General features: G+C 63.8%; 25 protein-coding genes. 13 read left to right on the top strand and 12 right to left on the bottom strand.

The features are described 5' to 3' along the window. Positions 1–16: 16 nt before the first annotated feature. Together NY023_RS00205 and NY023_RS00200 are read right to left on the bottom strand one after the other, a co-directional pair. Positions 17–238, bottom strand: coding sequence for a DUF1161 domain-containing protein (locus NY023_RS00205; protein WP_023661435.1), 222 nt, complete (start codon positions 236–238; stop codon positions 17–19). A gap of 101 nt (positions 239–339) precedes the next feature. Next, the gene (locus NY023_RS00200) at positions 340–555 is read right to left on the bottom strand and encodes a dodecin (RefSeq protein ID WP_013970282.1); all 216 of its coding nucleotides are present in this window, start codon (positions 553–555) and stop codon (positions 340–342) included. A gap of 150 nt (positions 556–705) precedes the next feature. On the opposite strand from NY023_RS00200, the gene NY023_RS00195 reads away from it, so the two are divergent. Continuing rightward, positions 706–1,029 (top strand): YqjD family protein, encoded by a 324-nt coding sequence (locus tag NY023_RS00195; RefSeq protein WP_003261039.1) that lies wholly within the window; start codon positions 706–708, stop codon positions 1,027–1,029. On the opposite strand, the gene NY023_RS00190 is transcribed toward NY023_RS00195, so the two are convergent. Beyond that, positions 1,026–1,922 (bottom strand): LysR family transcriptional regulator, encoded by an 897-nt coding sequence (locus NY023_RS00190; protein WP_013970281.1) that lies wholly within the window; start codon positions 1,920–1,922, stop codon positions 1,026–1,028. The two genes, NY023_RS00195 and NY023_RS00190, sit on opposite strands and share 4 nt — an antisense overlap. A gap of 111 nt (positions 1,923–2,033) precedes the next feature. Here NY023_RS00190 and trpB point away from each other — a divergent pair, with 111 nt between their 5' ends. Together trpB and trpA are read left to right on the top strand one after the other, a co-directional pair. Then, positions 2,034–3,251 carry a tryptophan synthase subunit beta gene (gene trpB, locus NY023_RS00185; RefSeq protein WP_013970280.1) on the top strand — a complete coding sequence of 406 codons (1,218 nt, stop codon included), beginning with the start codon at positions 2,034–2,036 and terminating at the stop codon, positions 3,249–3,251. Further along, complete coding sequence (trpA, locus tag NY023_RS00180) at positions 3,248–4,057, top strand: tryptophan synthase subunit alpha (RefSeq protein WP_013970279.1); 810 nt, start codon at positions 3,248–3,250, stop codon at positions 4,055–4,057. Before trpB ends, trpA begins: the two co-directional genes overlap by 4 nt. A gap of 120 nt (positions 4,058–4,177) precedes the next feature. Here the strand turns inward: trpA and NY023_RS00175 are convergent, their stop codons facing one another. After that, positions 4,178–4,510: a DOPA 4,5-dioxygenase family protein gene (locus NY023_RS00175; protein WP_013970278.1), complete on the bottom strand. Its 333-nt coding sequence runs from the start codon at positions 4,508–4,510 to the stop codon at positions 4,178–4,180. 52 nt (positions 4,511–4,562) lie between these two features. Here NY023_RS00175 and NY023_RS00170 point away from each other — a divergent pair, with 52 nt between their 5' ends. Continuing rightward, a complete protein-coding gene (locus tag NY023_RS00170; protein ID WP_013970277.1) occupies positions 4,563–5,180 on the top strand; it encodes an NAD(P)-dependent oxidoreductase in 618 nt (205 codons plus the stop codon). A gap of 32 nt (positions 5,181–5,212) precedes the next feature. Here the strand turns inward: NY023_RS00170 and NY023_RS00165 are convergent, their stop codons facing one another. Beyond that, positions 5,213–6,112, bottom strand: coding sequence for a choline sulfate utilization transcriptional regulator (locus NY023_RS00165; RefSeq protein WP_013970276.1), 900 nt, complete (start codon positions 6,110–6,112; stop codon positions 5,213–5,215). A 108-nt stretch (positions 6,113–6,220) separates the two neighbouring features. Here NY023_RS00165 and betC point away from each other — a divergent pair, with 108 nt between their 5' ends. The 3 genes from betC (at position 6,221) to NY023_RS00150 (ending at position 10,335) form a co-directional block, all read left to right on the top strand. Further along, the gene (gene betC / locus NY023_RS00160) at positions 6,221–7,738 is read left to right on the top strand and encodes a choline-sulfatase (RefSeq protein WP_023661433.1); all 1,518 of its coding nucleotides are present in this window, start codon (positions 6,221–6,223) and stop codon (positions 7,736–7,738) included. A gap of 14 nt (positions 7,739–7,752) precedes the next feature. Further along, positions 7,753–8,682, top strand: a complete 930-nt coding sequence (gene choX, locus NY023_RS00155; protein ID WP_013970274.1) for a choline ABC transporter substrate-binding protein — start codon at positions 7,753–7,755, stop codon at positions 8,680–8,682. A gap of 87 nt (positions 8,683–8,769) precedes the next feature. Further along, positions 8,770–10,335, top strand: a complete 1,566-nt coding sequence (locus NY023_RS00150; RefSeq protein WP_013970273.1) for a SulP family inorganic anion transporter — start codon at positions 8,770–8,772, stop codon at positions 10,333–10,335. 139 nt (positions 10,336–10,474) lie between these two features. On the opposite strand, the gene aroE is transcribed toward NY023_RS00150, so the two are convergent. Together aroE and hemF are read right to left on the bottom strand one after the other, a co-directional pair. After that, positions 10,475–11,299 (bottom strand): shikimate dehydrogenase, encoded by an 825-nt coding sequence (gene aroE, locus NY023_RS00145; RefSeq protein WP_013970272.1) that lies wholly within the window; start codon positions 11,297–11,299, stop codon positions 10,475–10,477. Between the two features lie 25 nt (positions 11,300–11,324). After that, on the bottom strand, positions 11,325–12,236 hold the full coding sequence (gene hemF / locus NY023_RS00140) for an oxygen-dependent coproporphyrinogen oxidase (RefSeq protein WP_013970271.1): 912 nt from the start codon (positions 12,234–12,236) through the stop codon (positions 11,325–11,327). 134 nt (positions 12,237–12,370) lie between these two features. On the opposite strand from hemF, the gene NY023_RS00135 reads away from it, so the two are divergent. Further along, complete coding sequence (locus NY023_RS00135) at positions 12,371–13,348, top strand: NADPH:quinone reductase (RefSeq protein ID WP_013970270.1); 978 nt, start codon at positions 12,371–12,373, stop codon at positions 13,346–13,348. Positions 13,349–13,507: 159 nt separating this feature from the next. On the opposite strand, the gene NY023_RS00130 is transcribed toward NY023_RS00135, so the two are convergent. From NY023_RS00130 to dprA, 3 genes are all read right to left on the bottom strand, one after another. After that, the gene (locus tag NY023_RS00130; protein ID WP_031324379.1) at positions 13,508–13,816 is read right to left on the bottom strand and encodes a hypothetical protein; all 309 of its coding nucleotides are present in this window, start codon (positions 13,814–13,816) and stop codon (positions 13,508–13,510) included. A 443-nt stretch (positions 13,817–14,259) separates the two neighbouring features. Further along, positions 14,260–14,817, bottom strand: coding sequence for an L-threonylcarbamoyladenylate synthase (locus NY023_RS00125; RefSeq protein WP_023660948.1), 558 nt, complete (start codon positions 14,815–14,817; stop codon positions 14,260–14,262). Between the two features lie 42 nt (positions 14,818–14,859). Beyond that, on the bottom strand, positions 14,860–15,957 hold the full coding sequence (gene dprA / locus NY023_RS00120; RefSeq protein WP_044046860.1) for a DNA-processing protein DprA: 1,098 nt from the start codon (positions 15,955–15,957) through the stop codon (positions 14,860–14,862). Positions 15,958–16,164: 207 nt separating this feature from the next. Between dprA and def the strand changes: the two genes are divergently transcribed. The 5 genes from def to NY023_RS00095 are packed head-to-tail and all read left to right on the top strand — an operon-like array spanning position 16,165 to position 20,694. Further along, on the top strand, positions 16,165–16,671 hold the full coding sequence (def, locus tag NY023_RS00115) for a peptide deformylase (RefSeq protein ID WP_003260000.1): 507 nt from the start codon (positions 16,165–16,167) through the stop codon (positions 16,669–16,671). A gap of 60 nt (positions 16,672–16,731) precedes the next feature. Next, positions 16,732–17,664: a methionyl-tRNA formyltransferase gene (fmt, locus tag NY023_RS00110; RefSeq protein ID WP_013970266.1), complete on the top strand. Its 933-nt coding sequence runs from the start codon at positions 16,732–16,734 to the stop codon at positions 17,662–17,664. Continuing rightward, positions 17,661–18,971 carry a 16S rRNA (cytosine(967)-C(5))-methyltransferase RsmB gene (gene rsmB / locus NY023_RS00105; protein WP_013970265.1) on the top strand — a complete coding sequence of 437 codons (1,311 nt, stop codon included), beginning with the start codon at positions 17,661–17,663 and terminating at the stop codon, positions 18,969–18,971. Before fmt ends, rsmB begins: the two co-directional genes overlap by 4 nt. A 23-nt stretch (positions 18,972–18,994) precedes the next feature. Then, positions 18,995–20,368 (top strand): Trk system potassium transporter TrkA, encoded by a 1,374-nt coding sequence (gene trkA / locus NY023_RS00100; RefSeq protein ID WP_013970264.1) that lies wholly within the window; start codon positions 18,995–18,997, stop codon positions 20,366–20,368. Between the two features lie 11 nt (positions 20,369–20,379). Further along, positions 20,380–20,694, top strand: coding sequence for a tetratricopeptide repeat protein (locus NY023_RS00095; protein ID WP_013970263.1), 315 nt, complete (start codon positions 20,380–20,382; stop codon positions 20,692–20,694). 97 nt (positions 20,695–20,791) lie between these two features. Here the strand turns inward: NY023_RS00095 and NY023_RS00090 are convergent, their stop codons facing one another. Further along, entirely contained in the window at positions 20,792–21,679 is an 888-nt protein-coding gene (locus tag NY023_RS00090; protein WP_003260003.1) for a lysophospholipid acyltransferase, read from the bottom strand. Between the two features lie 41 nt (positions 21,680–21,720). Then, a complete protein-coding gene (locus NY023_RS00085) occupies positions 21,721–22,272 on the bottom strand; it encodes a DNA-3-methyladenine glycosylase I (protein WP_003260004.1) in 552 nt (183 codons plus the stop codon). Positions 22,273–22,355 lie beyond the last annotated feature (83 nt).

Raw genomic sequence — 22,355 nt, 5'->3', positions numbered from 1 at the left:
CGAAGAGGCCAGCATATTAGCCGCGGCGGTACACAATCTCCTTGGTACCACCCTCGCAGCTGCCAATCACCTTGCCGGCCGGGTCGCCCTTGTCGACGATCTCCAGCTTGTAGCCGGTGACCCCCTTGGCATCCAGCTTGGCCGCAATCTCTGCCTTGAGCTCCTCGCACGGCTTGCCCGCCGCCAGCGCTCCACCGGCCAGCGTCATCAGGCCCAGCGCCAGAATCAGTTTGTTCATCACTCGCTTTCCTTGTGCAGATGAAATCAGAAAAGGCGCCCGCCAAGGCGCCCCCTCCCTAAATACCCCATCATGCCGGGCTCATCCAGCCCGGCAGTGTTTCAGCTATTGGCGATACGGAAGCCGACCTTCAGCGTGACCTGGAAGTGCGCCGCCTTGTTATCACGGATATGGCCACGGGTATCTATCACTTCGAACCACTCCAGGTGCTTTATGCTCTTGCCGGCTTCGGCCAAGGCATTGTTGATCGCCTCTTCGATGCTGGTGGTCGAAGACCCCACCAGCTCGATCTTCTTGTAGGTGTGATGATCGGTCATGAGCGCTCTCCTCGGATGATGGTGAGATTGAGCCTAGCAGCGCAGGCCTGGTTTACCTGCGAGCGGTCACCATTGACGAAAGTTCGATCGCACTTTCCCGCGTGCCCAAGGTCGCAATCCTTACAGTCCATACTGCAAAGGAGAGTCAACATGCACCGCAATTCGCTGCGTAGAACGTCCCTGGAAAGCATGGAAGCGGAGATCGAGAGCCTTCTGAAAAGCCTGGAAAACCTCAAGCATGATGCGTCGGAGGAGTCCCAAAAATCGGTGAAGGCAATCCGCAGCAACGCCGAGAGTGCCCTGCGTCATTCTCGCCACCTGTTGAGCGATGCCTACGAGGAAGTGAAGCACCGCACCCGCCAGACCGGCATCGCCACCCGCGACTATGCCCAGGAACACCCGTACACGACTGCCGGCGTTGCCATTGGCGCGCTAGGCTTGCTGGCGGCGTACCTGATGTGCAAACGCAACTAAGCGCCCTGTCGCGCCAGTTCCGCCCTTAGCCACTGCGCCAACTGCTCGGCGCGCCCGTCCGCGGCGCGCCTGGGCACCCACAGCGCCAATGCCGCAGGGGTAGGTGAAAAGCCCCACGGCGCACTCAAACGGCCAGCTCGCAGGTCGTCAGCGACCAGCGGCTGCGGCGCAATCGCCACACCCAGCCCGGCCACGGCAGCTTCCAGCAGGTAATACAGGTGCTCGAAGGCCTGGCCATAGTGGAGGGCCGCCGGCTCCAAACCCTGTTCCAGCGCCCAGGTCGGCCAAGCCTGCGGGCGCGAGGTGGTGTGCAGCAAGGTTTCGTCCAGCAAAGCCTTGGCCGGCGCGCCATGCAAGCGCTCGAAACCGGCGAAATGCGGGCTGAGCACCGGCCCGATGCGCTCCTCGGCCAGCACATGCACTTGCATGTCCGCCGGCCATGGCGGCTCGGCATACACCAGCAGCGCATCCAACCCTGGCCGCCGTGGGTCCAGGTCGCCTTCACCGGCCGAAAGGTGCAGACGCAGTTCAGGTAAATCCGCCTGCAGCCGCCCCAGTCGCGGGATGAACCAGCGCGCCAGCAGGCTGCCCGAGCAGCCCAGCACGAACGGCGCCTCGCTGACGTTGTGGCTGAGCTCGGCGCACACGCTGCGCAGGCGATCGAAAGCTTCGCCACTTGCATCGCGCAGACGTACGCCGGCATCTGTGAGTTTGATGCCACGCCCGTCCTTCACGAACAGCGCGACGCCCAGGTGCTCTTCAAGTACCTTGATCTGCCGGCTGACGGCGCCATGGGTGACGTGCAGCGCTTCGGCCGCCTGGCTGACGCTGTTGAGCCGTGCGGCAGCCTCGAAAGCCCGAAGGGCGTTGAGGGGAGGGAGGTCGTGGGCCATTTTACCTGTGAGTTTTTCTGACAAGTTTGCGCAATCTTATCGGTTTTCAGCTGGGCTTGCCGTGGTTAGAGTAAAGCCCATCACTCATTCATTACGCCCTGGAGCGCCCCCATGACCCAGTCCCAATACCGCCCCGGCCCCGACGCCAATGGCCTGTTCGGCTCGTTCGGCGGCCGCTACGTGGCCGAAACCCTGATGCCACTGGTGCTGGACCTGGCCCGCGAATACGAAGCGGCCAAGGCAGACCCCAAGTTCCTCGAAGAGCTGGCCTACTTCCAGCGCGACTACATCGGGCGCCCCAACCCGCTGTACTTCGCCGAGCGCCTGACCGAGCACTGCGGCGGCGCCAAGATCTTCTTCAAGCGTGAAGAGCTCAACCACACCGGCGCGCACAAGGTGAACAACTGCATCGGCCAGGTGCTGCTGGCCAAGCGCATGGGCAAGAAGCGCCTCATCGCAGAAACCGGCGCCGGCATGCACGGCGTGGCCACCGCCACCGTCGCTGCCCGCTTCGGCCTGCCTTGCGTAATCTACATGGGCGCCACCGACATCGAGCGCCAGCAGGCCAACGTGTTCCGCATGAAGCTGCTTGGCGCCGAAATCGTCCCGGTCACTGCCGGCACCGGCACCCTGAAGGACGCCATGAACGAGGCTCTGCGCGACTGGGTCACCAACGTCGAAGACACCTTCTACCTGATCGGCACCGTGGCTGGCCCGCACCCGTATCCGGCCATGGTCCGCGACTTCCAGTCGATCATCGGCAAGGAAACCCGCGCCCAGTTGCAAGAGAAGGAAGGCCGCCTGCCAGACAGCCTGGTTGCCTGCGTCGGTGGTGGCTCCAACGCCATGGGCCTGTTCCATGAGTTTCTCGAAGAGCCAAGCGTGCAGATCATCGGCGTCGAAGCCGGTGGCCACGGCGTGCACACCGACAAGCACGCCGCCAGCCTGAACGGCGGCATACCGGGCGTGCTGCACGGCAACCGCACCTACCTGCTGCAGGACGAAGACGGTCAGATCACCGACGCCCACTCGATTTCCGCCGGCCTGGACTACCCGGGCATCGGCCCGGAGCACGCCTACCTGCACGAAGTGAAGCGTGTCGAGTACGTCAGCATCACCGACGACGAAGCGCTGGATGCATTCCATGCCACCTGCCGCCTGGAAGGCATCATCCCGGCCCTGGAAAGCTCCCACGCCTTGGCCGAGGCGATCAAGCGCGCACCGAAGCTGCCCAAGGACCACCTGATGGTCGTGTGCCTGTCGGGCCGCGGCGACAAAGACATGCAAACCGTCATGAACCACATGGCCGCCCAGGAGAAACAGGCATGAGCCGTCTTGAAAAACGCTTCGCCGAGCTGAAGGCCGAAGGCCGCTCGGCACTGGTCACCTTTGTCACCGCGGGCGACCCGGGCTATGACGCCTCGCTGCAGATCCTCAAGGGCCTGCCGGCAGCCGGTGCCGACGTGATTGAACTGGGCATGCCGTTCACCGACCCGATGGCCGACGGCGTGGCCATCCAGCTGGCCACCCTGCGTGCCCTGGAAGCCGGCCAGACCCTGGCCAAGACCCTGCAGATGGTTCGCGAATTCCGTGTGGATAACCAGACCACACCGATCGTGTTGATGGGCTACTACAACCCGATCCACCGCTTTGGCGTGGAAAAGTTCGTGGCCGAAGCCAAGCAAGCGGGTGTAGATGGCCTGATCATCGTCGACCTGCCGCCAGAGCACGACGCCGAACTGGCAACCCCGGCCCAGGCAGCGGGTATCGACTTTATCCGCCTGACTACCCCAACCACCGACGACGCGCGCCTGCCGCGCGTACTGGAGCGCAGCTCCGGGTTCGTCTACTACGTGTCGGTGGCCGGTGTGACCGGCGCCGGCTCGGCGACCACCGAGCACGTGACCGAAGCCATCGCCCGCCTGCGTCGGCATACCGATCTGCCAATCAGCGTAGGTTTCGGCATTCGTACGCCGGAGCAGGCTGCGGCCATTGCCCGCCTGTCGGACGGCGTAGTGGTGGGCTCGGCGCTGGTCGACAAGATTGCCCAGGCCAAGAGTGCCGAGCAGGCAGTCAACGATGTATTGAGCCTGTGCTCGGCGCTGGCTGAAGGGGTGCGCGGCGCCCGCCGCTGAACCGCGTCGCCTGCTTCGCGGGCACGCCCGCTCCCACAGGGACAACACAGATGCTGAAAGCTGTGGAGGACCTGTAGGAGCGGGCTTGCCCGCGAAGAGGCCAGCACAGGCTATAGAGGCCTATCCCCCGAAAATCGACAGATCCAGCGGCCGCACCGCCCCCATCCAGATCGCATGGTCACGGTGGTCCGCCAGCTCATCACCGGTCAGCGGGTGCATGAACACCACCAACCCCTTCCGATACAGTGCCAACCACGGCAGCACCACCCCCACAAACTCCGGCTCGAAGGCCAGCTGGCAGCTCCAGTCCGGGTGCGGCCCCACCGGTTTCTGGTGCATGCGCCCCATGGTCACGGGAAACAGCCGCGCCGCTTCCTCACACAGCTCACGGGCCTGGTCCATGGTCGCTGCGTCGTAGTAAACGTGGGCGTGGTAACCCTTGATCCTCTGCACGATAACTCCTGATTGCGGTCCAAACATCACCACCTGCAAAGGGAGTGATGCAGTGAAAAACGCCGAAACCCCAGTGTTCAAACTGGTCTTGTTCGGGCCTGAAAGCAGCCTGGGCAACGCCCTGATGGTAGAGCTGCTGTCGCGCCAGCACGAAGTCACCGCCGTGGTCGACGACCTCAACCGCCACGCGCCGCGCCCCGGCCTGCATTTCAAGATAGGCGGGCTTGGCGATGCCGACCAGGCGGAGCAGGGCGCGGCAGGCGGGTCGGCAGTAATTGCCCTGTTGTCGACGCTGGCGCCGGACGATCTGCCCGGGCAAGCCCGCATGAGCGAGGCGCTGGTGGCGGGGTTGAAGCGTACGACTATACGCCGGCTGTTGCTGGTGGGCGATTTCGATGTGCTGGATGAGCCGGGCAAGTACAGCGAGGCGGAGCGGGAGTGTGTGGACCAGGTGGTGGACGGGTTACAGCGCAGTGCCTTGCACTGGACGCTGATCAATGCCCCACAGGAACTGGCCGGGTTGGGGATTGAGCATTTTCGCAGCACCGAAGGTACGCTGGAGCCGGGGTTGGCCGAGCCGTTGCGGCACCTGGCCAGGGTCGCTGCGGGCATGGTGGATATGCTGGAGCTGGATTTGCACCGAGGCGAGCATCTGAACTTCGTGGTCTAGATTGCCGGGGCTGCTGTGCAGCCCCGGGAATGTCACAGGCTGCGCTCGCGCTCCAGCCAATCCACAAACCGCTCGATCAACGCCCCACGCCGCTTGCGTGGTGGCAGCACCGCGTAATACCCGCGCGCCGAGCGCAAACTCCCCTCCAACGGCCGGCATAGCAACCCTTGCTCCACCAGCCCATCCACCAGGTGCCCCCAGCCAATCGCCACCCCTTGCCCGGCAATCGCGGCCTGGATCAGCAACGTATAGTTATCAAACCGCAACTGCCCGGCCGGCGGCGGGCTGGCCACGCCAAACCCGCGAAACACCCCTGCCCAATCAAACCAGCGGCTAGCCTGCTCTCCCTTCAAGTGCAGCAAGGGCAATCGTTGCAAAGCCACGGCTGACAAGGGTTTGCCATGAATCAGCCGGGGGCTGCACACCGGGAAAACCTCCTCATCGAATAGCCAGCGGCTCTCGCCCTGGTGAAAACGCCCGTCGCCAAACAGCACCGCCACATCGATGTCCGGTCGCAACATGCCCTGGCTGCGCTCACCGGTCACCAGGCTCACATCCACCTGCGGATAAGCCTCGTGAAAACGCTGCAGCCGTGGCATCAGCCAGAACGCCGCAAAGGCGAAGTCGGTAGCCACCTGCAGCACTTCGCGCTGACCGCGCCCACTGGCCTGGGCGATGCCGTCCTCCATGGCCTGCAGGCCCTGATGCACCTGTTCGAACAGCACCTGGCCGGCCTCGGTCAGCTCGATACCCCGGTAAATGCGGTCGAACAACCGCGTGCCCAGCTGTGCCTCCAGCCGTTTGACTTGCTGGCTCACCGCCGGCTGCGTGGTGCCCAGCTCCAGTGCCGCAGCGGTAAAGCCACGCAACCGTGCGGCAGCCTCGAACACGCGCAGTGTATCCAGCGACAAGTTGGCAAGGTGGTCAAACATAAGCAGGGCTAATCCCAGTCATTGCCCGCCATGGGCTTTACCCATGTTATCCACAGTCGCATCTTGATAGGCAAGCGGTTCGCATAACCCTCAACGATGGAAGCCACCATGACGCGCCCGAATATCCTGTTCATCATGGCCGACCAGATGGCCGCGCCCTTGCTGCCGATCTACGTCTCTTCGCCGATCCAGATGCCGCATCTGAGCCGCCTTGCCGAACAGGCGGTGGTGTTCGACTCGGCTTACTGCAACAGCCCGTTGTGCGCACCGTCGCGCTTCACCCTGGTCAGCGGCCAGTTGCCCAGTCGCATCGGCGCCTACGACAACGCCGCCGACTTCCCCGCCGATGTGCCGACCTACGCCCACTATCTGCGCCGCCTTGGCTACCGCACCGCGCTGTCGGGCAAGATGCACTTCTGCGGCCCGGACCAGCTGCATGGCTACGAAGAACGCCTGACCAGCGATATCTACCCGGCCGACTACGGCTGGGCGGTGAACTGGGATGAGCCGGACGTGCGCCCGAGCTGGTATCACAACATGTCCTCGGTACTGCAGGCCGGACCGTGCGTGCGCACCAACCAGCTGGATTTCGACGAGGAAGTGGTGTTCAAGGCGCGCCAGTACCTGTACGACCATGTGCGCGAAAACGATGGCCGACCGTTCTGCCTGACCGTGTCGATGACCCACCCGCACGACCCCTACACCATCCCCCGGCGCTATTGGGATCGCTACGAAGGTGTGGATATCCCCATGCCCCGCGCCGAATTCGACCAGGCAGAACTCGACCCGCACTCGCAGCGCCTGCTGAAGGTCTACGACCTGTGGAACAAGCCGCTGCCTGTGGACAAGATTCGTGACGCCCGTCGTGCCTACTTCGGCGCCTGCAGCTACATCGATGACAACATCGGCCTGCTGCTGCAGACCCTGGAGGAATGCGACCTGGCCGACGACACCCTGATCGTGTTCTCCGGCGACCACGGCGACATGCTCGGCGAGCGCGGCCTCTGGTACAAGATGCACTGGTTCGAGATGTCGGCGCGGGTGCCTCTGCTGGTGCACGCGCCGAAGCACTTCGCGCCAGCCAGGGTCAGCGCTTCGGTGTCTACCTGCGACCTGCTGCCGACCCTGGTCGAGCTGGCTGGTGGTGCTGTGGATAACCACCTTCACCTGGATGGCCGCTCGCTGGTCGGCCACCTGCAAGGGCAGGGTGGCCATGACGAAGTGATCGGCGAATACATGGCCGAAGGCACCGTCGGCCCGCTGATGATGATCCGCCGGGGGCCGTACAAGTTCGTGTACAGCGAAGACGACCCATGCCTACTCTATGACCTGAGCCGCGACCCGCACGAGCGGGAGAACCTCACCGGCAGCCCGGAACACCAGGCGCTGCTGCAGGCATTTGTCGATGAAGCACAGCAACGTTGGGATATCCCCAGCCTGCGCCAGCAGGTTCTTGCCAGCCAGCGGCGCCGCCGCCTGGTGGCCGAGGCGCTGGCCATCGGCAAGCTGAAAAGCTGGGACCACCAACCGCTGGTGGACGCCAGCCAACAGTACATGCGCAACCACATCGATCTCGACGACCTCGAGCGCAAGGCACGTTATCCACAGCCCGCCCCCCTGGATTGAGAAGAGAGGCCGCCATGCACAAGTTCTCCGCCGCCGTGTTCGCCCTGGCCCTGAGCCTGGGTACCGCCACGGCCCACGCCGCCGACAGCGACGCGCAATGCACCACCGTGAAGATGGCCGACCCCGGCTGGAGCGACATCGCAACGACCAACGCCTTGGCCCGCCTGCTTCTGGAAAGCCTGGGTTACCAGGTGAAAATCGACAGCCTGGCCGTGCCGATCATCTACGGCGGCCTCAAGGATGGCCGCGTCGATGCCTTCCTCGGCAACTGGATGCCGGCACAGCAGGGCTTTCATGACAAGTTCATCGCCAATGGCGATGTGCAGCAGCTTTCGCGCAATCTGGAAGGAACCGAGTTCACCTTGGCAGTGCCCGACTATGTGTGGAATGCCGGAGTGAAGGATTTCGCCGACTTGCAGAAGCACGCCGACCAGTTCGACAAGAAGCTGTACGGGATTGGTTCCGGGGCACCGGCCAACCTGTCGTTGAAGGAAATCATCGACAAGAATGAATTCAACCTCGGCCAGTGGAAACTGGTGGAGTCCAGCGAGCAGGCGATGCTGGCGCAGGTCGACCGGGCGGTGAAGAAACAGCAGTTCATCACCTTCCTCGGCTGGACCCCGCACCCGATGAACGTGAAGCTGAAGATGCATTACCTGAGCGGCGGGGAGAAGTGGTTTGGCAGCAAGGGCGAGGTGTATACCCTGACCCGCAAGGGTTATCCACAAGCCTGCCCGAATGCGGCCAAGCTGCTGGGCAACCTGAAGTTCACGCTGGACATGGAAAACACCATCATGGCCGAAGTTGTGGACAAGAAGATCAGCTTCGATGATGCGGCCAAGGCTTGGTTGAAGGCGCACCCCGAGTTGCTGGAAGGGTGGTTGGCCGGGGTGACGACCAAGGCCGATGGCAATGCGCTGGAGGCCGTCAAAGCCAAACTGTAACCTCACAAGCAAAACCTCTATCCCTGTGGGAGCGGGCATGCCCGCTCCCACAGGGATTGGCGAAACAGTAAGGAATGTGGATAACCCATGCATCGCCTCACTCACCTGCTGCCCTTCCTCTCATGGCTCCCCTGCCAATCGGGCCGCAGCCTGCGCCAGGACCTGCTGGTGGGCCTGAGCGGTGCAATCCTCGCCCTGCCGCAATCCATCGCCTACGCTCTGATCGCCGGCCTGCCCGCCGAATACGGACTGTACGCCGCCATCGTGCCAGTGCTGATCGCCTGTCTCTGGGGCTCGTCCTGGCACCTGATCTGCGGCCCGACCGCAGCCATCTCCATCGTTCTCTACGCCAGCATCAGCCCGCTGGCCGTGGCTGGCAGCGCCGACTATGTCACCCTGGTGCTGCTGCTGACGTTCCTCGGCGGCATCTTTCAGTTACTGCTGGGGCTTTTGCGCTTCGGCGCACTGGTCAATTTCGTCTCCCATTCCGTGGTGCTCGGCTTCACCCTGGGCGCCGCTGTCGTCATTGCCCTGGGCCAGTTGCCCAACCTGCTGGGCATGGACCTGCCAAGCCAGGCCACGGCGCTGAAGACCGTGCAGGACCTGGCCAGCCATGCCGGCGAGGTCGACCTGCCTTCCTTGATTCTGGGCCTAGCCACAGTGGTGATCGGCGTAGGCTTCAAGCTCTGGCGCCCGCGCTGGCCCAGCCTGTTGATAAGCCTGATTTTGGTAAGCCTGCTGGCCTGGCTGCTGCCCGGGTTCTTTGGGCATGTGCCGCGTGTGCCGGCATTCACCGGCCAGCTACCACCCTTCAGCCCGCTGCCGTTGCTGGATGTGGAACTAATCCTGCGCCTGCTGCCCAGCGCTGTGGCAGTGGGCATGCTCGGGCTGGTCACCAGCCTGTCGATTGCCCGCTCATTGTCGGCACGTTCGGAGCAGTTGATCGACGCAGACCAGGAAATACGCGCACAGGGCCTGTCGAACATCGTCGGTGCGTTTTTCTCCGGTTACCTGTCTTCCGGCTCCTTCACCCGTTCCGGGCTGAGCTACGACGCCGGTGCCCGCTCGCCCATGGCCGGGGTATTCTCGGCGCTGTGGGTGGCCGTGTTCGCCGTTGCCGGAGCCGGGCTGATCGCGCACCTGCCGATTCCGGCCATGGCCGGCAGCATCCTGCTGATCTGCTGGGGGTTGGTGGACCACCGGGGGATTCGTGCGCTGTTCCGGGTCAGCCGCTCGGAGTTTCTGGTAATGGCGCTGACGGCGGCAGCGACCTTGTTGCTGGAGCTGCAGACAGCGATCTATGCCGGAGTACTGGCGTCGCTGTTCTTCTATCTGAAGCGCACCTCGCGGCCACGGGTGCAGCAGAGCCGTGAAGGGGAGGCAGATGTGCTGCGGGTGGGCGGGTCGATCTTCTTTGGCGCGGCGCATTACCTGCAGGTGCGCTTGCAGCGCTGCCAGGGGCCGCATGTTGTTATCGATGCCCGGCAGGTGAACTTCATCGATTACTCGGGTGTGGATATGTTGCACCGCGAGGCGCGGCGGTTGCGGCGGGCAGGGGGGAGTCTGACCCTGCACCGGGCCAGGCCGCAGGTGATCGAGGAGTTGCAGAAGCTGGAAGGGGTGGAGTTGTGCCCGATCCGGTTTGAGGAGTGAGGCTGAGATATGGGGGCTGCTTTGCAGCCCATCGCAGGCAAGCCAGCTCCCACAGGGATTTCAGAAGGCCTGAGGCCGGCGCTGTCCCTGTAGGAGCTGGCTTGCCTGCGATGGGACCGCAAAGCGGTCCCCGACAATCTCAGCCGCGAGCCAGCTGCCGGCGCAACTCAGCCAACACTGGCGCCGTATCCGGCCGCACCCCACGCCAGATAAAGAACGCCTCAGCCGCTTGCTCAGCCAGCATCCCCAGCCCATCCAGCACCTTGGCCGCCCCCAGCTTCTCGGCCCACTGGCAAAACGGCGTAGGCTCCTTGCCATACATCATGTCGTAGCAAACCGTGCGCCCCGCCTCGACCAGGCTGTCGGCGATCGGCGGCAACTCACCGGCCAGGCTCGCCGAGGTGGCATTGATGATCACATCCACCGGTTCCTGCAACCAGGCAAACCCGCTGGCTACCACCGGCCCCAGCTCATCGAACTCACGCGCCAGCTGCTCGGCCTTTTCCACGGTCCGGTTGGCAATCACCAGCGACTGCGGCTTGTGCGCCAGGATCGGCTCCAGCACGCCACGCACCGCGCCACCAGCACCCAGGATCAGAATGCGTTTGCCTGCCAGCTCGACCCCGGCATTCACCGTCAGGTCGCGCACTAGGCCAGCGCCATCGGTGTTGTCGCCCTGCAGGCTGCCATCGGCCAGCTTGCTCAGCGTGTTCACTGCGCCAGCGCGCCGGGCACGCGGGGTCAGGCTGTCGCACAGGCGGTAGGCCTCTTCCTTGAACGGCACGGTGACGTTGCCGCCGCGGCCTTGCTTGAAGAAGCCGCGCGCGCAGTCGCTGAACTCGTCCAGCGGCGCCAGCAGGGTGGCGTATTCCAGGTCCTGGCCGGTCTGTTCGGCGAACAGGCGATGGATCAGCGGCGACTTGCTGTGACCGATGGGATTACCAAAAACGACGTACTGGTCCATGACGGCTCCTTGATTATCCACAGGCTTACTGGCCGAGCCAGTCGCGGTCCTGCAGGAAGTACTCGGTCAGGCGTGCTTCTTCGCTGCCAGGCGCGGCCTTCCAGTCGTAGCCCCAGCGCACCTGCGGCGGCAGCGACATGAGGATGGACTCGGTGCGGCCACCGGACTGCAGGCCGAACAGGGTGCCACGGTCGTAGACCAGGTTGAACTCCACGTAGCGGCCACGGCGGTATTCCTGGAACTCACGCTGCTGCGGGGTGTAGGGCGTGCCCTTGCGGCGCTGGACGATCGGCAGGTAGGCGTTGACGTAGGCGTCGCCAATGGCGCGGATGAAGGCGAAGCAGGTGTCGAAGTCCCACTCGTTCAGGTCATCGAAGAACAACCCACCAATGCCGCGTGGCTCGCCACGGTGCTTGAGGTGGAAGTAGCGGTCGCACCAGGCCTTGTAGCGCGGGTACACATCGGCACCGAACGGCGCGCAGGCCTGCTCGGCCACACGGTGCCAGTGAATGCAGTCTTCTTCATTGCCGTAGTACGGAGTCAGGTCGAAGCCGCCGCCGAACCACCAGACAGCCTCTTCACCTTCCTTTTCGGCGATGAAGAAGCGCACGTTGGCGTGGGAAGTGGGCACATGCGGGTTGTGCGGGTGGATCACCAGCGACACGCCCAGGGCCTCGAAGCCACGGCCCGCCAGCTCGGGGCGGTGGGCGCTGGCCGACGGCGGCAGACCGGCGCCGAACACGTGGGAGAAGTTGACCCCGCCTTTCTCGATCACCTTGCCATCGCCGATCACCCGCGTGCGGCCCCCGCCACCGGCTTCGCGCACCCATGCGTCCTCGACGAAGCGGGCGCCGCCGTCTTCAGCTTCGAGGGCAGAGCAGATGCGGTCTTGCAGGTCGAGCAGGTAGGCTTTCACGGCCTCGGTGCGGCTAGTCATCGGGTCACCAGGAACGGGCAGGGAAGAATTCGCCGCGTAGCATACCACCCCCAGCCCGCGCGCCGCAGTTGACGGCGATCAAGCAAAGGCGTCCGATAGAAGGTCTTTCCCGACCCATACGACAGGAGTGCGAGATGGCCAAGCGTATCCAGTTCAGCCAGCATGGCGGCCCGGAAGTGCTGCAGTTTGTGGAATTCGAACCTGCACCGCCAGGGCCACAGCAGGTTCGTGTGCGTAACCATGCGATCGGCCTGAACTTCATCGATACCTACTTCCGCAGCGGGCTGTATGCACCGCCATCCCTGCCTTCGGGGCTAGGCACTGAAGCGGCTGGCGTGGTCGAGGCCGTGGGCGAGGGCGTGACCCGGCTGAAAGTGGGTGACCGCGTGGCCCATGCCGGCGGCCCGTTGGGCGCGTACAGCGAGGTGCATACGCTGCCGGAAGCCAATCTGGTGAAGCTGCCCGACAACATCAGCTTCGAGCAGGCAGCGGCGGTGATGCTCAAGGGTTTGACCGTGCAGTACCTGCTGAAGCAGACCTATGAGGTGAAGGCGGGTGATGTGATCCTGTTCCACGCAGCAGCTGGCGGCGTGGGTTCGTTGGCGTGCCAGTGGGCCAAGGCGCTGGGGGCCAAGCTGATCGGTACCGTGAGTTCTGCCGAGAAGGCCGAACGGGCCAAGGCGCTTGGGGCGTGGGCGACCATCGACTATAGCCGTGAGGACGTAGCCAAGCGGGTGCTGGAGCTGACCGACGGCAAGAAATGCCCGGTGGTGTATGACGGTGTGGGTGCCGACACCTGGCTGACCTCGCTGGACTGCCTGCAGCCGCGCGGGTTGATGGTGAGCTTTGGCAATGCCTCGGGGGCGGTGAGCGGGGTGAACCTGGGGATTCTGGCGCAGAAAGGGTCGCTGTATGTGACCCGCCCGACGTTGGCGACCTATGCCAACAATGCCGAGAATACCCAGGCCATGGCCGATGACCTGTTTGCGATGATCGGCAGTGGCAAGCTGGTTGTGGATATCCAACAGCGGTATCCGCTCAGCGAGGCGGCCAAGGCACAGGCGGAGCTGTCGGCTCGGCGGACTGTGGGTTCCACAATTCTGCTTCCTTGAGTTCACTCCCACAGGTACTGCACCGATCTTAAGTGCAGTGCCATCCCTGTGGGAGCGGGCATGCCCGCGAAGCAAGCACCGCAGTGCATGGCACCGGCTGCGCCGGTGTTCGCGGGTGAACCCGCTCCCACAGGTACTGCGTCGGCCTTGAACAGGGCGCTATGCCTGTGGAGGACGGGTGGTTGGTATCGACTCGATACCATCGAGAATCGCCTCCACCAATCCCTCCGCCAATTCAATGGAATGCAGGCTCGACCAATACATGCCACGGCCTTCTTCGCGCAGGTACTCGAGGGCTTTCGAGCCCGTTTCGTAGGCGCCTCGCAGATACAGAGCTACATGAACCAAGGCGTCCTCGGCGGAAATGTTCGGGTTTACGGTGAACAGCGGTTCGTGGCCGGCATCGCAGCGGCCGAAGGGGCGGGTGGATGTGCAGGGTAGGGGTGGATCGGGGACAATCTTCTTCATCACTAGATCTCGCTTCATGGCACCACCCAGTCGTTACCACACGAATAGGTGGCAGCTGTACGCAGGGTGGTAAACCGGGTGGGAGATCTAAAACCCAGCAGGCACGAAGCCTCCTGCGAACAGCCGCCATGGACTGCCAAGATCACCCAGAACCCGGGTTACCACACCCGATCGCCAAGTTATTCGGCGACGGCTGAAGACTAAGGGCAGAGGTTCCCACTGAGAAGGTGATGGCAGGGGACGCGGCTCGTAGGATATTTCCCAAGCCGCTAGCTGGACAGGCATTCGAAACAAAATCAGAAAAATCTGCGGGGGCTTGGCCCTGAGCTGTGGGAGCGGGCATGCCCGCGAACACGGGCGAAGCCCGTGCCAGGCACCGCGTTGGATTCTTCGCGGGCTCGCCCGCTCCCACAGGAGGTCCCGGCCAGGCCTGTGGATATGTATCAGCCCGGGCGAACGACTTCGCCAGTGGCCAGGTTGCGAATCACACTAGGGTTCTTCCTTCCACCCAACGCCCCCCCCAGCACCAGATCCAGCTGACCATGGAAGTACTGCTCCACCCGCAACCGGGTCTTCGCCGCCGGGCGCCCGCCCGGGTTGCACGAAGTGGAAATCAACGGCCCCACCAACGCACACAACTCACGCACCACCGGATGGTCGCTGACCCGCAGCGCCACCGTGTCATGCTCACCGGTCACCCACTCGGGCAACAGGTCCTGGTGCGGCACCAACCAGGTGTTCGGCCCCGGCCAGGTGCTGCCCATGCGGTCGATCCAGTCTTCGGGGAAGTCCTCGAACAAGAAGTCGAACTGGCGGATGTTGTCGGCTACCAGGATCAGGCCTTTATCCACAGGCCGCGACTTCAGCGCCAGCAGGCGATACACCGCGTCCTCGTTCCACGGGTCGCAGCCCAGGCCCCAGACCGCTTCCGTCGGGTAGGCGATCACTGCACCCGCCCGGATCTCACGTGCGGCTTGTTGCACACGAAAACTGCTCACCATTTCTGTTACTCCGCCTATATACCTTGCTTGTGAGCAGTGTACTTAGCCCGCGCGGGCAAACCAACGCCCGGCTTCATTGCTGACCCGGCCTTCCAGCTCCAGTTCGGTCAGCTGCGCCAGCACGTCGGCAAGCGGCAGCTCGCTGCAGTGGGCCAGGCTTTCGCTGGTTTGTGGCGCAGCATGCAGCAGGGCGAGCAGAGGATGGTCGAATTTATCCACAACCGCAGGCGGCAGGTTCTGCCAGCCCTGCAGGCTTTCCAGTATCTGCTCCACGCTCTCCACCAACAGCGCGCCGTCACGGATCAACTGGTGGCAGCCTTTGGCCCCGGGGTGGTGAATGGAGCCCGGTATGGCATACACCTCGCGGCCTTGCTCGGCAGCCAGGCGTGCGGTGATCAGCGAACCACTGGCCAGGCTCGCCTCGACCACCAGCACGCCCAGCGACAGGCCACTGATGATGCGATTGCGCCGCGGGAAGTTGCCAGGTAGCGGCCCGGCATCCAACGGGTACTCGGAAACCAGCGCGCTACCGTTGTCGATCATCGCTTGTGCAAGCGACCTGTGGCGCTGTGGATAAAGTTTTTGCAACCCCGTACCGAGCACGCCAATCGTGCCCCCACCAGCCTGCAATGCGGCCCGATGAGCGGCACCGTCGATGCCCACCGCCAAGCCGCTGGTAATGGTGAAACCGGCCTGCGCCAGGTAGCGGGAAAATGCCGCAGCAGTGTCGAGTGCTGGGGGTGAAGCACGCCTGCTGCCCACAATTGCCAGTTGTGGGCGCTCGAGCAAGGCTGGGTCTCCAGCTACGAAAAGCAGTGGAGGGGCATCGTCGATTTCCGCCAATAGTGGCTGGTAGCCAGGGCCGTCCCACATCAGCAAATGCTGGGCCGGGCGCTCTAGCCAGGCCATTGCGGCCAGTGCACCCTCACGAACTTCGGCACTGCGCCGGGCATCGATGGTGGCCTGGGGTATGCCCAATGCGCGCCAGGCGCCGGCGGGTGCACATAGCGCCGAAGAGGCACTGCCAAAAGCCTCAAGCAAGGTGTTAAAGCGACGCAATCCCGTCTCCGGCAGCCGGTGCAGGCGTAATCGGGCCTCCAGTTCGGCAGGCGGAAGAGGCGACGAATGGTAGGTCTGCATGGGGATCATCCTTGATCGAATCGGGGCCATCGACGTGGCACAAACTGTGGATAACTTTGTTGATAACGCTTTGACAACCTGTCCATCGAATGGGCAATAAGCTGGCCTTGAAAACCCTAGACGAGCTTTCACAGGTGCTGAAATCCCCGTTTCCCTTTATTATGTGTGCTCAGTTTTCAACCGAACGCACAGTGACTGCCTGACCTTATGGCCATCTTGAACATTCTCGAATTCCCGGACCCGCGCCTGCGCACCATCGCCAAGCCGGTGACGGTGTTCGACGACGCCCTGCGTCAGCTGATCGACGACATGTTTGAAACCATGTACGAAGCCCCTGGCATCGGCCTGGCCGCTACCCAGGTCAACGTGCACCAGCAGGTCGTGGTCATGGACCTCAGTGAAGACCGCAGCGAGCCGCGCGTCTTCATCAACCCCACGGTCGAAGAGCTGACCCACGACATGGGCCAGTACCAGGAAGGCTGCCTGTCGGTACCTGGCTTCTACGAGAACGTCGACCGCCCGCTGCGTGTGCGGGTCAAGGCCCAGGACCGCGACGGCAAGCCTTACGAGCTCGAGTGCGAAGGCCTGCTGGCGGTGTGCGTGCAGCATGAATTCGATCACCTCAACGGCAAGCTGTTCGTCGACTACCTGTCGCAGCTCAAGCGCGACCGGATCAAGAAAAAGCTGGAAAAGCAGCACCGCCAGCAAGCCTGATCCCCACCTTCCAGAAGGCTTGCTCCGGCAAGCCTTTTTCTTTTTTGAAGCGAGAACTCCATGCGCATCGTCTTTGCAGGCACTCCAGAGTTTGCCGCCGAACACCTCAAGGCCCTGCTCGACAGCCCGTACGAGATCGTGGCCGTCTACACCCAGCCCGACCGCCCCGCTGGCCGTGGCCAGAAGCTGATGCCGAGCCCGGTCAAGCAACTGGCTGTGGCCCATGACATCCCGGTGTTCCAACCGCCGACCCTGCGCAACGCCGAAGCCCAGGCCGAACTTGCGGCGCTGAAGCCGGACCTGATGGTAGTGGTCGCCTACGGCCTGATCCTGCCGCAGGTGGTGCTGGATATCCCGCGCCTGGGCTGCATCAACAGCCATGCCTCCCTGCTGCCACGCTGGCGCGGTGCCGCACCGATCCAGCGCGCCGTGGAAGCCGGCGACGCCGAGAGCGGTGTGACCGTGATGCGTATGGAAGCGGGCCTGGACACCGGCCCGATGCTGCTCAAGGTGGTCACCCCGATCAGCGCCGAAGACACCGGCGGCAGCCTGCACGACCGCTTGGCCGAGATGGGCCCGCCCGCAGTCGTCCAGGCCATTGCCGGCCTGGCCGACGGTTCGCTGCAAGGCGAAGTGCAGGACGATGCCCTGGCCACCTACGCGCACAAGCTGAACAAGGACGAAGCGCGCATCGACTGGAGCCGCCCGGCCGTCGAGCTGGAACGCCTGATCCGTGCCTTCAACCCGTGGCCGGTTTGCCACAGCACCCTCGATGGCGAAAGCGTGAAAGTGCTGGCCGCCAACTTGTCCACAGCGACAGGCACCCCGGGTGAGATCCTCTCCGCCAGCAAGGACGGCCTGGTTGTCGCCTGCGGTGACCAGGCACTGAGCCTGACCCGCCTGCAACTGCCCGGCGGCAAGGCACTGAACTTCAGCGACCTGTTCAACAGCCGTCGTGAGAAATTCGCCAGCGGCAAGGTGCTGGGCCAATGAACCCACGCCTCGCCGCCGCCCGTGCCCTTGCCGCTGTACTCAGTGGCAAGGCCTCGCTGAACAGTTCGCTGCCAGCGCAACTGGACAAGGTCGATGAGCGCGACCGCGGCCTGACCCAGGACCTGGCGTTCGGTACCGCGCGCTGGCAACCACGCCTCGACCTGCTGGCGGCGCAGCTGCTGCAGAAGCCGTTCAAGGCCGCCGATGCCGATGTGCAGGCGTTGCTGCTGGTCGGCCTGTACCAGCTGTTCTACAGCCGTATCCCGGCCCACGCGGCCATTGGCGAGACCGTTGGCTGTGCCGACAAGCTGAAGAAGCCGTGGGCCAAGGGCCTGCTCAATGCCGTGCTGCGCCGCGCCCAACGCGAAGGCGAAGAATTGCTGGCCGGCATGGAGCGCGACCCGGTGGTACGCACTGCCCACCCGCGCTGGCTGCAGAAGTCGCTCAAGGCCTTCTGGCCGGAGCAGTGGGAGGCCATCTGCGCCGCCAACAACGCCCACCCGCCGATGATCCTGCGGGTCAACCGTCGCCACCACAGCCGCGATGCCTACCTGGCACTGCTGGCCGAGGCAGGCGTTGGCGCCAGCGCCTGCCAGTACAGCCGTGACGGTATCGTGTTGGCCGAAGCCTGCGACGTGCGCGGCCTGCCAGGCTTTGCCGAAGGCTGGGTGAGCGTGCAGGACGAAGCCGCGCAGCTGTCCGCCGACCTGCTGGAACTGGCCCCCGGTCAGCGCGTGCTCGACGCCTGCTGTGCACCGGGTGGCAAGACCTGCCACCTGCTGGAAGCCGAAGCCGGCCTGGCCCACGTGGTGGCCATCGACCTCGAAGCCAAGCGCCTGACCCGCGTGCGCGAGAACCTCGACCGCCTGCAACTGGACGCCGAGCTGATCGCCTGCGATGCCCGCGACACCGCCAGCTGGTGGGACGGCAAGCCGTTCCAGCGCATTCTGCTCGATGCACCCTGTTCGGCCACCGGCGTGATCCGCCGCCACCCTGACATCAAGCTGACCCGTCAGGCCGACGACATCCCGGCCCTGGCCACGCTGCAAGGTGAGCTGCTCGATGCCCTTTGGCCGACCCTGGAAGTGGGCGGCATGCTGCTATACGCCACCTGCTCCAGCCTGCCGACCGAGAACACCGAAGTGATCGATGCCTTCCTTGCCCGCACCCCGGGCGCCCGTGAGCTGGACCTGGCCACCGAAGCCGGCCTGCGCCAGCCCCACGGCCGCCAGTTGTTGGCCCAGGAAGGCGGCCACGACGGTTTCTACTATGCCAAGCTGATCAAGATCGCCGCCTCGCGCGGATAAAAACAAAAGGTAGGGAGTAGCGGATGAAGATCATCATCCTCGGCGCAGGACAGGTAGGCGGTACGCTGGCGGAGCACCTGGCCAGCGAAGCCAACGACATCACCGTGGTCGACACTGACGGCGACCGCCTGCGCGACCTGGGCGACCGCCTGGACATCCGCACCGTGCAAGGCCGCGGCTCGCTGCCTACGGTGCTGCGCCAGGCCGGTGCCGACGACGCCGACATGCTGGTGGCGGTAACCAACAGCGACGAAACCAACATGGTCGCCTGCCAGGTAGCCTATTCGCTTTTCCACACCCCGACCAAAATTGCCCGGGTGCGCGAGTCGGCCTACCTGACCCGCGAAGAGCTGTTCGACAACGACCATATCCCGGTCGACGTACTGATCAGCCCCGAGCAGGTGGTGACCAACTACATCAAGCGCCTGATCGAGCACCCAGGATCGCTGCAGGTGATCGACTTCGCAGAAGGCAAGGCCCAGCTGGTGGCAGTGAAGGCGTACTACGGTGGCCCGCTGGTAGGCCAGCAACTGCGCCAGATCCGCGCGCACATGCCCAACGTCGACACCCGCGTGGCGGCCATCTTCCGCCGCGACCGCCCGATCACCCCGCGGGGCGACACGGTGATCGAAGCAGACGACGAAGTGTTCTTCATCGCCGCGAAGAAGGACATCCGCGCGGTGATGGGTGAGCTGCGCCGTATCGACGAAACCAACAAGCGTGTGGTCATCGCCGGTGGCGGGCAAATCGGCGAACGCCTGGCCGAGGCCATCGAAAGCCGCTACCAGGTGAAGATCATCGAGATGAGTCCGGCCCGTTGCCGACACCTCTCCGACACCCTGGAAAGCACCGTGGTGCTGCAGGGCAGCGCCTCGGACAAGGACCTGATGCTGGAGGAGAACATCGCCGACGCCGACATCTTCCTGGCCCTGACCAACGACGACGAGGCCAACATCATGTCGTCGCTGCTGGCCAAGCGCCTGGGTGCGCGCAAGGTGATGACCATCATCAACAACCCGGCCTATGTCGACCTGGTGCAGGGTGGCGACATCGACATTGCCATCAGCCCACAGTTGGCCACCATCGGCACCCTGCTGGCGCACGTGCGCCGGGGCGACATCGTCAGCGTACACTCGCTGCGCCGCGGCGCGGCCGAGGCTATCGAAGCGGTGGCGCACGGGGATTCGAAGTCGAGCAAGGTGGTCGGCAAGGCGATCGAAGACATCGCGCTGCCACCGGGCACCACCATCGGCGCGATCATTCGTGACGAAGAGGTGATGATTGCCCACGACGACACCATGATCGAATCGGGCGACCATGTGATCCTGTTCGTTGTGGATAAAAAGCATATCCGGGATGTGGAGAAGCTGTTCCACGTCGGCTTGAGTTTCTTCTAGGAGCACAGGGCATGCGCGAATCGCTGGAGAAGATGCTGGCCAAGGGTGTGGATAACCCGTTGTTGAGGTTCGGCCTGGGCAAGGCCTGGCTGGACGAAGGCAATGGTGCTGAAGCGGCGGTGCATCTGGCACGGTGCGTGGAACAGGACCCGAAGTACTCGGCAGCGTGGAAACTGCTGGGCAAGGCGCATCATCTGCAGGGTGACCTGGCGGCGGCGCGCAAGGCCTGGGAGGAGGGGATCGTGGCCGCGCAGGCCCATGGGGACAAGCAGGCCGAGAAAGAGATGACCGTGTTTCTGAAGAAACTCAACAAGACATCAGGTTAACGCAGTCCCTGTGGGAGCGGGTTCACCCGCGAATGCGATGTTGGATTCACCGACGCATTCGCGGGTAAACCCGCTCCCACAGGGGACAGTGAAAATCTCAGTACCAGCGTGGCTCGCCAGCCGGGCGCTTCTTGAAGCGCTTCATGCTCCACATGTACTGGCTCGGGTACTCGCGCACATAGCGCTCGACCACCTTGCTCATCGCCGCTGCCGACACGGTCACGTCGGTGCTGTACATCTCTTCCGGCGCCGCCTCCAGAAACACCTTGAAGCCCGAGCCATCCGGCAGCCGCAGGGCATGCAGGAACACCCCCACCGCCTTGCCCCCGGCCAGCATGTTCGGCACGAACTTGCTGGTCAGCGCCTGGGTACCCAGGAACGGCACGAACACGCCCGCCGACTCTGCCGGCTCCGGGTCGGCAGGAATACCCACCTGACCACCACGGCGCACTTCCTTGATCACGCTGAGGATGCCTTCCTTGGTCGAAGGCGCCACGCGGTTGCCCATCTGCACCCGCTGCTCGCGCAGCAGGTCATCCACCGCCTTCAGCTTCGGCGGGCGATAGAAGATGATCGGTTTGCACTGGTTGCAGTAGAAGTGGTTCAGCACTTCCCAGTTACCCAGGTGGCTGGTGATGCCGACCACGCCCTTGCCCGAGGCCAGGGCCTGCTCCAGCACTTCCAGGCCGTGCACTTCCTTGACCAGCTCCAGCGAGCGCTGCGGCGGCCAGATCCAGGCACAGGCACTTTCGACGAAGGATTTACCGATATCCTTCAACGCGCGGCCCACCAGCTGCTCGCGCTCGGCCGGGTCCATCTCCGGGAAGCACTTGGCGAGGTTGATGCGCACGACATTGCGCGAGCCGTTGGGGATCTTCCACATCAGCCAGCCGATACCGGCGCCGACGCGCTGCACAGCGCCCCAGGGCAGCTTGGCAAACAGGCGCAGCACCCCGACCATCAGGGCGCCCTTGAACTTTTCCACAGGCGAATTCCTTATTTCAGCAAGGCGCGCATTGTAACCCCTCAGCGCAACAAGGCGGCGTAGCGATCGCAATCGGTGGTGTGGTCCATGACCATGCCGGTGGCCTGCATGAAGGCATAGCAGATGGTCGGGCCAACGAACGTGAAGCCGGCTTTCTGCAGGGCTTTGCTCATCGCCTTGGCTTCATCGGTAACCGCTGGCACCTCACTGCGGCCAGTGAAGTGGTTGATCTTCGGCGCACCACCGACGAATGACCAGAGCCAGTCGGCGGGGTTGTCCACAGCCAGCCAGGCCTGGGCATTACGCCTGGCAGCCTTGAGCTTGAGGCGGTTGCGGATGATGCCGGCATCCTGCATCAGCTCCTCGATGCGTTCGTCGCTCATGACGGCGAGTTTCACCGGATCGAAGCCGTGCATCACCTCGCGATAACGCTCGCGTTTACGCAATACGGTGATCCACGAAAGCCCTGCCTGGAACCCTTCGAGCAAAAGCATCTCGAACAGCAACGCCGGGTCACGCTGGGGCGTTCCCCATTCCTGGTCGTGGTAGGCCTGGTACAACGGATCGTCGGTACACCAAAAGCAGCGTGGCATAAGGCTCCAATGAGTAGAGGGCGAGGCGAATCAGGTTATACTCCCGCTCTTTACATCCGCATCCCCAGATACAGGTGAATTTC

Origin of the sequence: Pseudomonas sp. NBB (assembly GCF_032701105.1) — a bacterium.
In the GTDB taxonomy this organism is placed as follows: Bacteria; Pseudomonadota; Gammaproteobacteria; order Pseudomonadales; family Pseudomonadaceae; genus Aquipseudomonas; species Aquipseudomonas asiatica.
Note: the sequence above shows the minus strand (reverse complement) of the source record. Positions and strands in the feature narration are given on the sequence as shown.

What these genes read in the sequence shown, in the direction of transcription:
- NY023_RS00130 (WP_031324379.1), bottom strand. Translation starts at nt 13,816, where the DNA reads ATGAAGAAGATTGTCCCCGATCCACCCCTACCCTGCACATCCACCCGC.
- dprA (WP_044046860.1), bottom strand. Translation starts at nt 15,957, where the DNA reads ATGCAGACCTACCATTCGTCGCCTCTTCCGCCTGCCGAACTGGAGGCC.
- trpA (WP_013970279.1), top strand. Translation starts at nt 3,248, where the DNA reads ATGAGCCGTCTTGAAAAACGCTTCGCCGAGCTGAAGGCCGAAGGCCGC.
- rsmB (WP_013970265.1), top strand. Translation starts at nt 17,661, where the DNA reads ATGAACCCACGCCTCGCCGCCGCCCGTGCCCTTGCCGCTGTACTCAGT.
- NY023_RS00205 (WP_023661435.1), bottom strand. Translation starts at nt 238, where the DNA reads ATGAACAAACTGATTCTGGCGCTGGGCCTGATGACGCTGGCCGGTGGA.
- NY023_RS00125 (WP_023660948.1), bottom strand. Translation starts at nt 14,817, where the DNA reads ATGGTGAGCAGTTTTCGTGTGCAACAAGCCGCACGTGAGATCCGGGCG.
- NY023_RS00190 (WP_013970281.1), bottom strand. Translation starts at nt 1,922, where the DNA reads ATGGCCCACGACCTCCCTCCCCTCAACGCCCTTCGGGCTTTCGAGGCT.
- betC (WP_023661433.1), top strand. Translation starts at nt 6,221, where the DNA reads ATGACGCGCCCGAATATCCTGTTCATCATGGCCGACCAGATGGCCGCG.
- NY023_RS00150 (WP_013970273.1), top strand. Translation starts at nt 8,770, where the DNA reads ATGCATCGCCTCACTCACCTGCTGCCCTTCCTCTCATGGCTCCCCTGC.
- fmt (WP_013970266.1), top strand. Translation starts at nt 16,732, where the DNA reads ATGCGCATCGTCTTTGCAGGCACTCCAGAGTTTGCCGCCGAACACCTC.
- choX (WP_013970274.1), top strand. Translation starts at nt 7,753, where the DNA reads ATGCACAAGTTCTCCGCCGCCGTGTTCGCCCTGGCCCTGAGCCTGGGT.
- trkA (WP_013970264.1), top strand. Translation starts at nt 18,995, where the DNA reads ATGAAGATCATCATCCTCGGCGCAGGACAGGTAGGCGGTACGCTGGCG.
- NY023_RS00085 (WP_003260004.1), bottom strand. Translation starts at nt 22,272, where the DNA reads ATGCCACGCTGCTTTTGGTGTACCGACGATCCGTTGTACCAGGCCTAC.
- def (WP_003260000.1), top strand. Translation starts at nt 16,165, where the DNA reads ATGGCCATCTTGAACATTCTCGAATTCCCGGACCCGCGCCTGCGCACC.
- NY023_RS00195 (WP_003261039.1), top strand. Translation starts at nt 706, where the DNA reads ATGCACCGCAATTCGCTGCGTAGAACGTCCCTGGAAAGCATGGAAGCG.
- NY023_RS00095 (WP_013970263.1), top strand. Translation starts at nt 20,380, where the DNA reads ATGCGCGAATCGCTGGAGAAGATGCTGGCCAAGGGTGTGGATAACCCG.
- NY023_RS00165 (WP_013970276.1), bottom strand. Translation starts at nt 6,112, where the DNA reads ATGTTTGACCACCTTGCCAACTTGTCGCTGGATACACTGCGCGTGTTC.
- NY023_RS00135 (WP_013970270.1), top strand. Translation starts at nt 12,371, where the DNA reads ATGGCCAAGCGTATCCAGTTCAGCCAGCATGGCGGCCCGGAAGTGCTG.
- trpB (WP_013970280.1), top strand. Translation starts at nt 2,034, where the DNA reads ATGACCCAGTCCCAATACCGCCCCGGCCCCGACGCCAATGGCCTGTTC.
- NY023_RS00200 (WP_013970282.1), bottom strand. Translation starts at nt 555, where the DNA reads ATGACCGATCATCACACCTACAAGAAGATCGAGCTGGTGGGGTCTTCG.
- aroE (WP_013970272.1), bottom strand. Translation starts at nt 11,299, where the DNA reads ATGGACCAGTACGTCGTTTTTGGTAATCCCATCGGTCACAGCAAGTCG.
- hemF (WP_013970271.1), bottom strand. Translation starts at nt 12,236, where the DNA reads ATGACTAGCCGCACCGAGGCCGTGAAAGCCTACCTGCTCGACCTGCAA.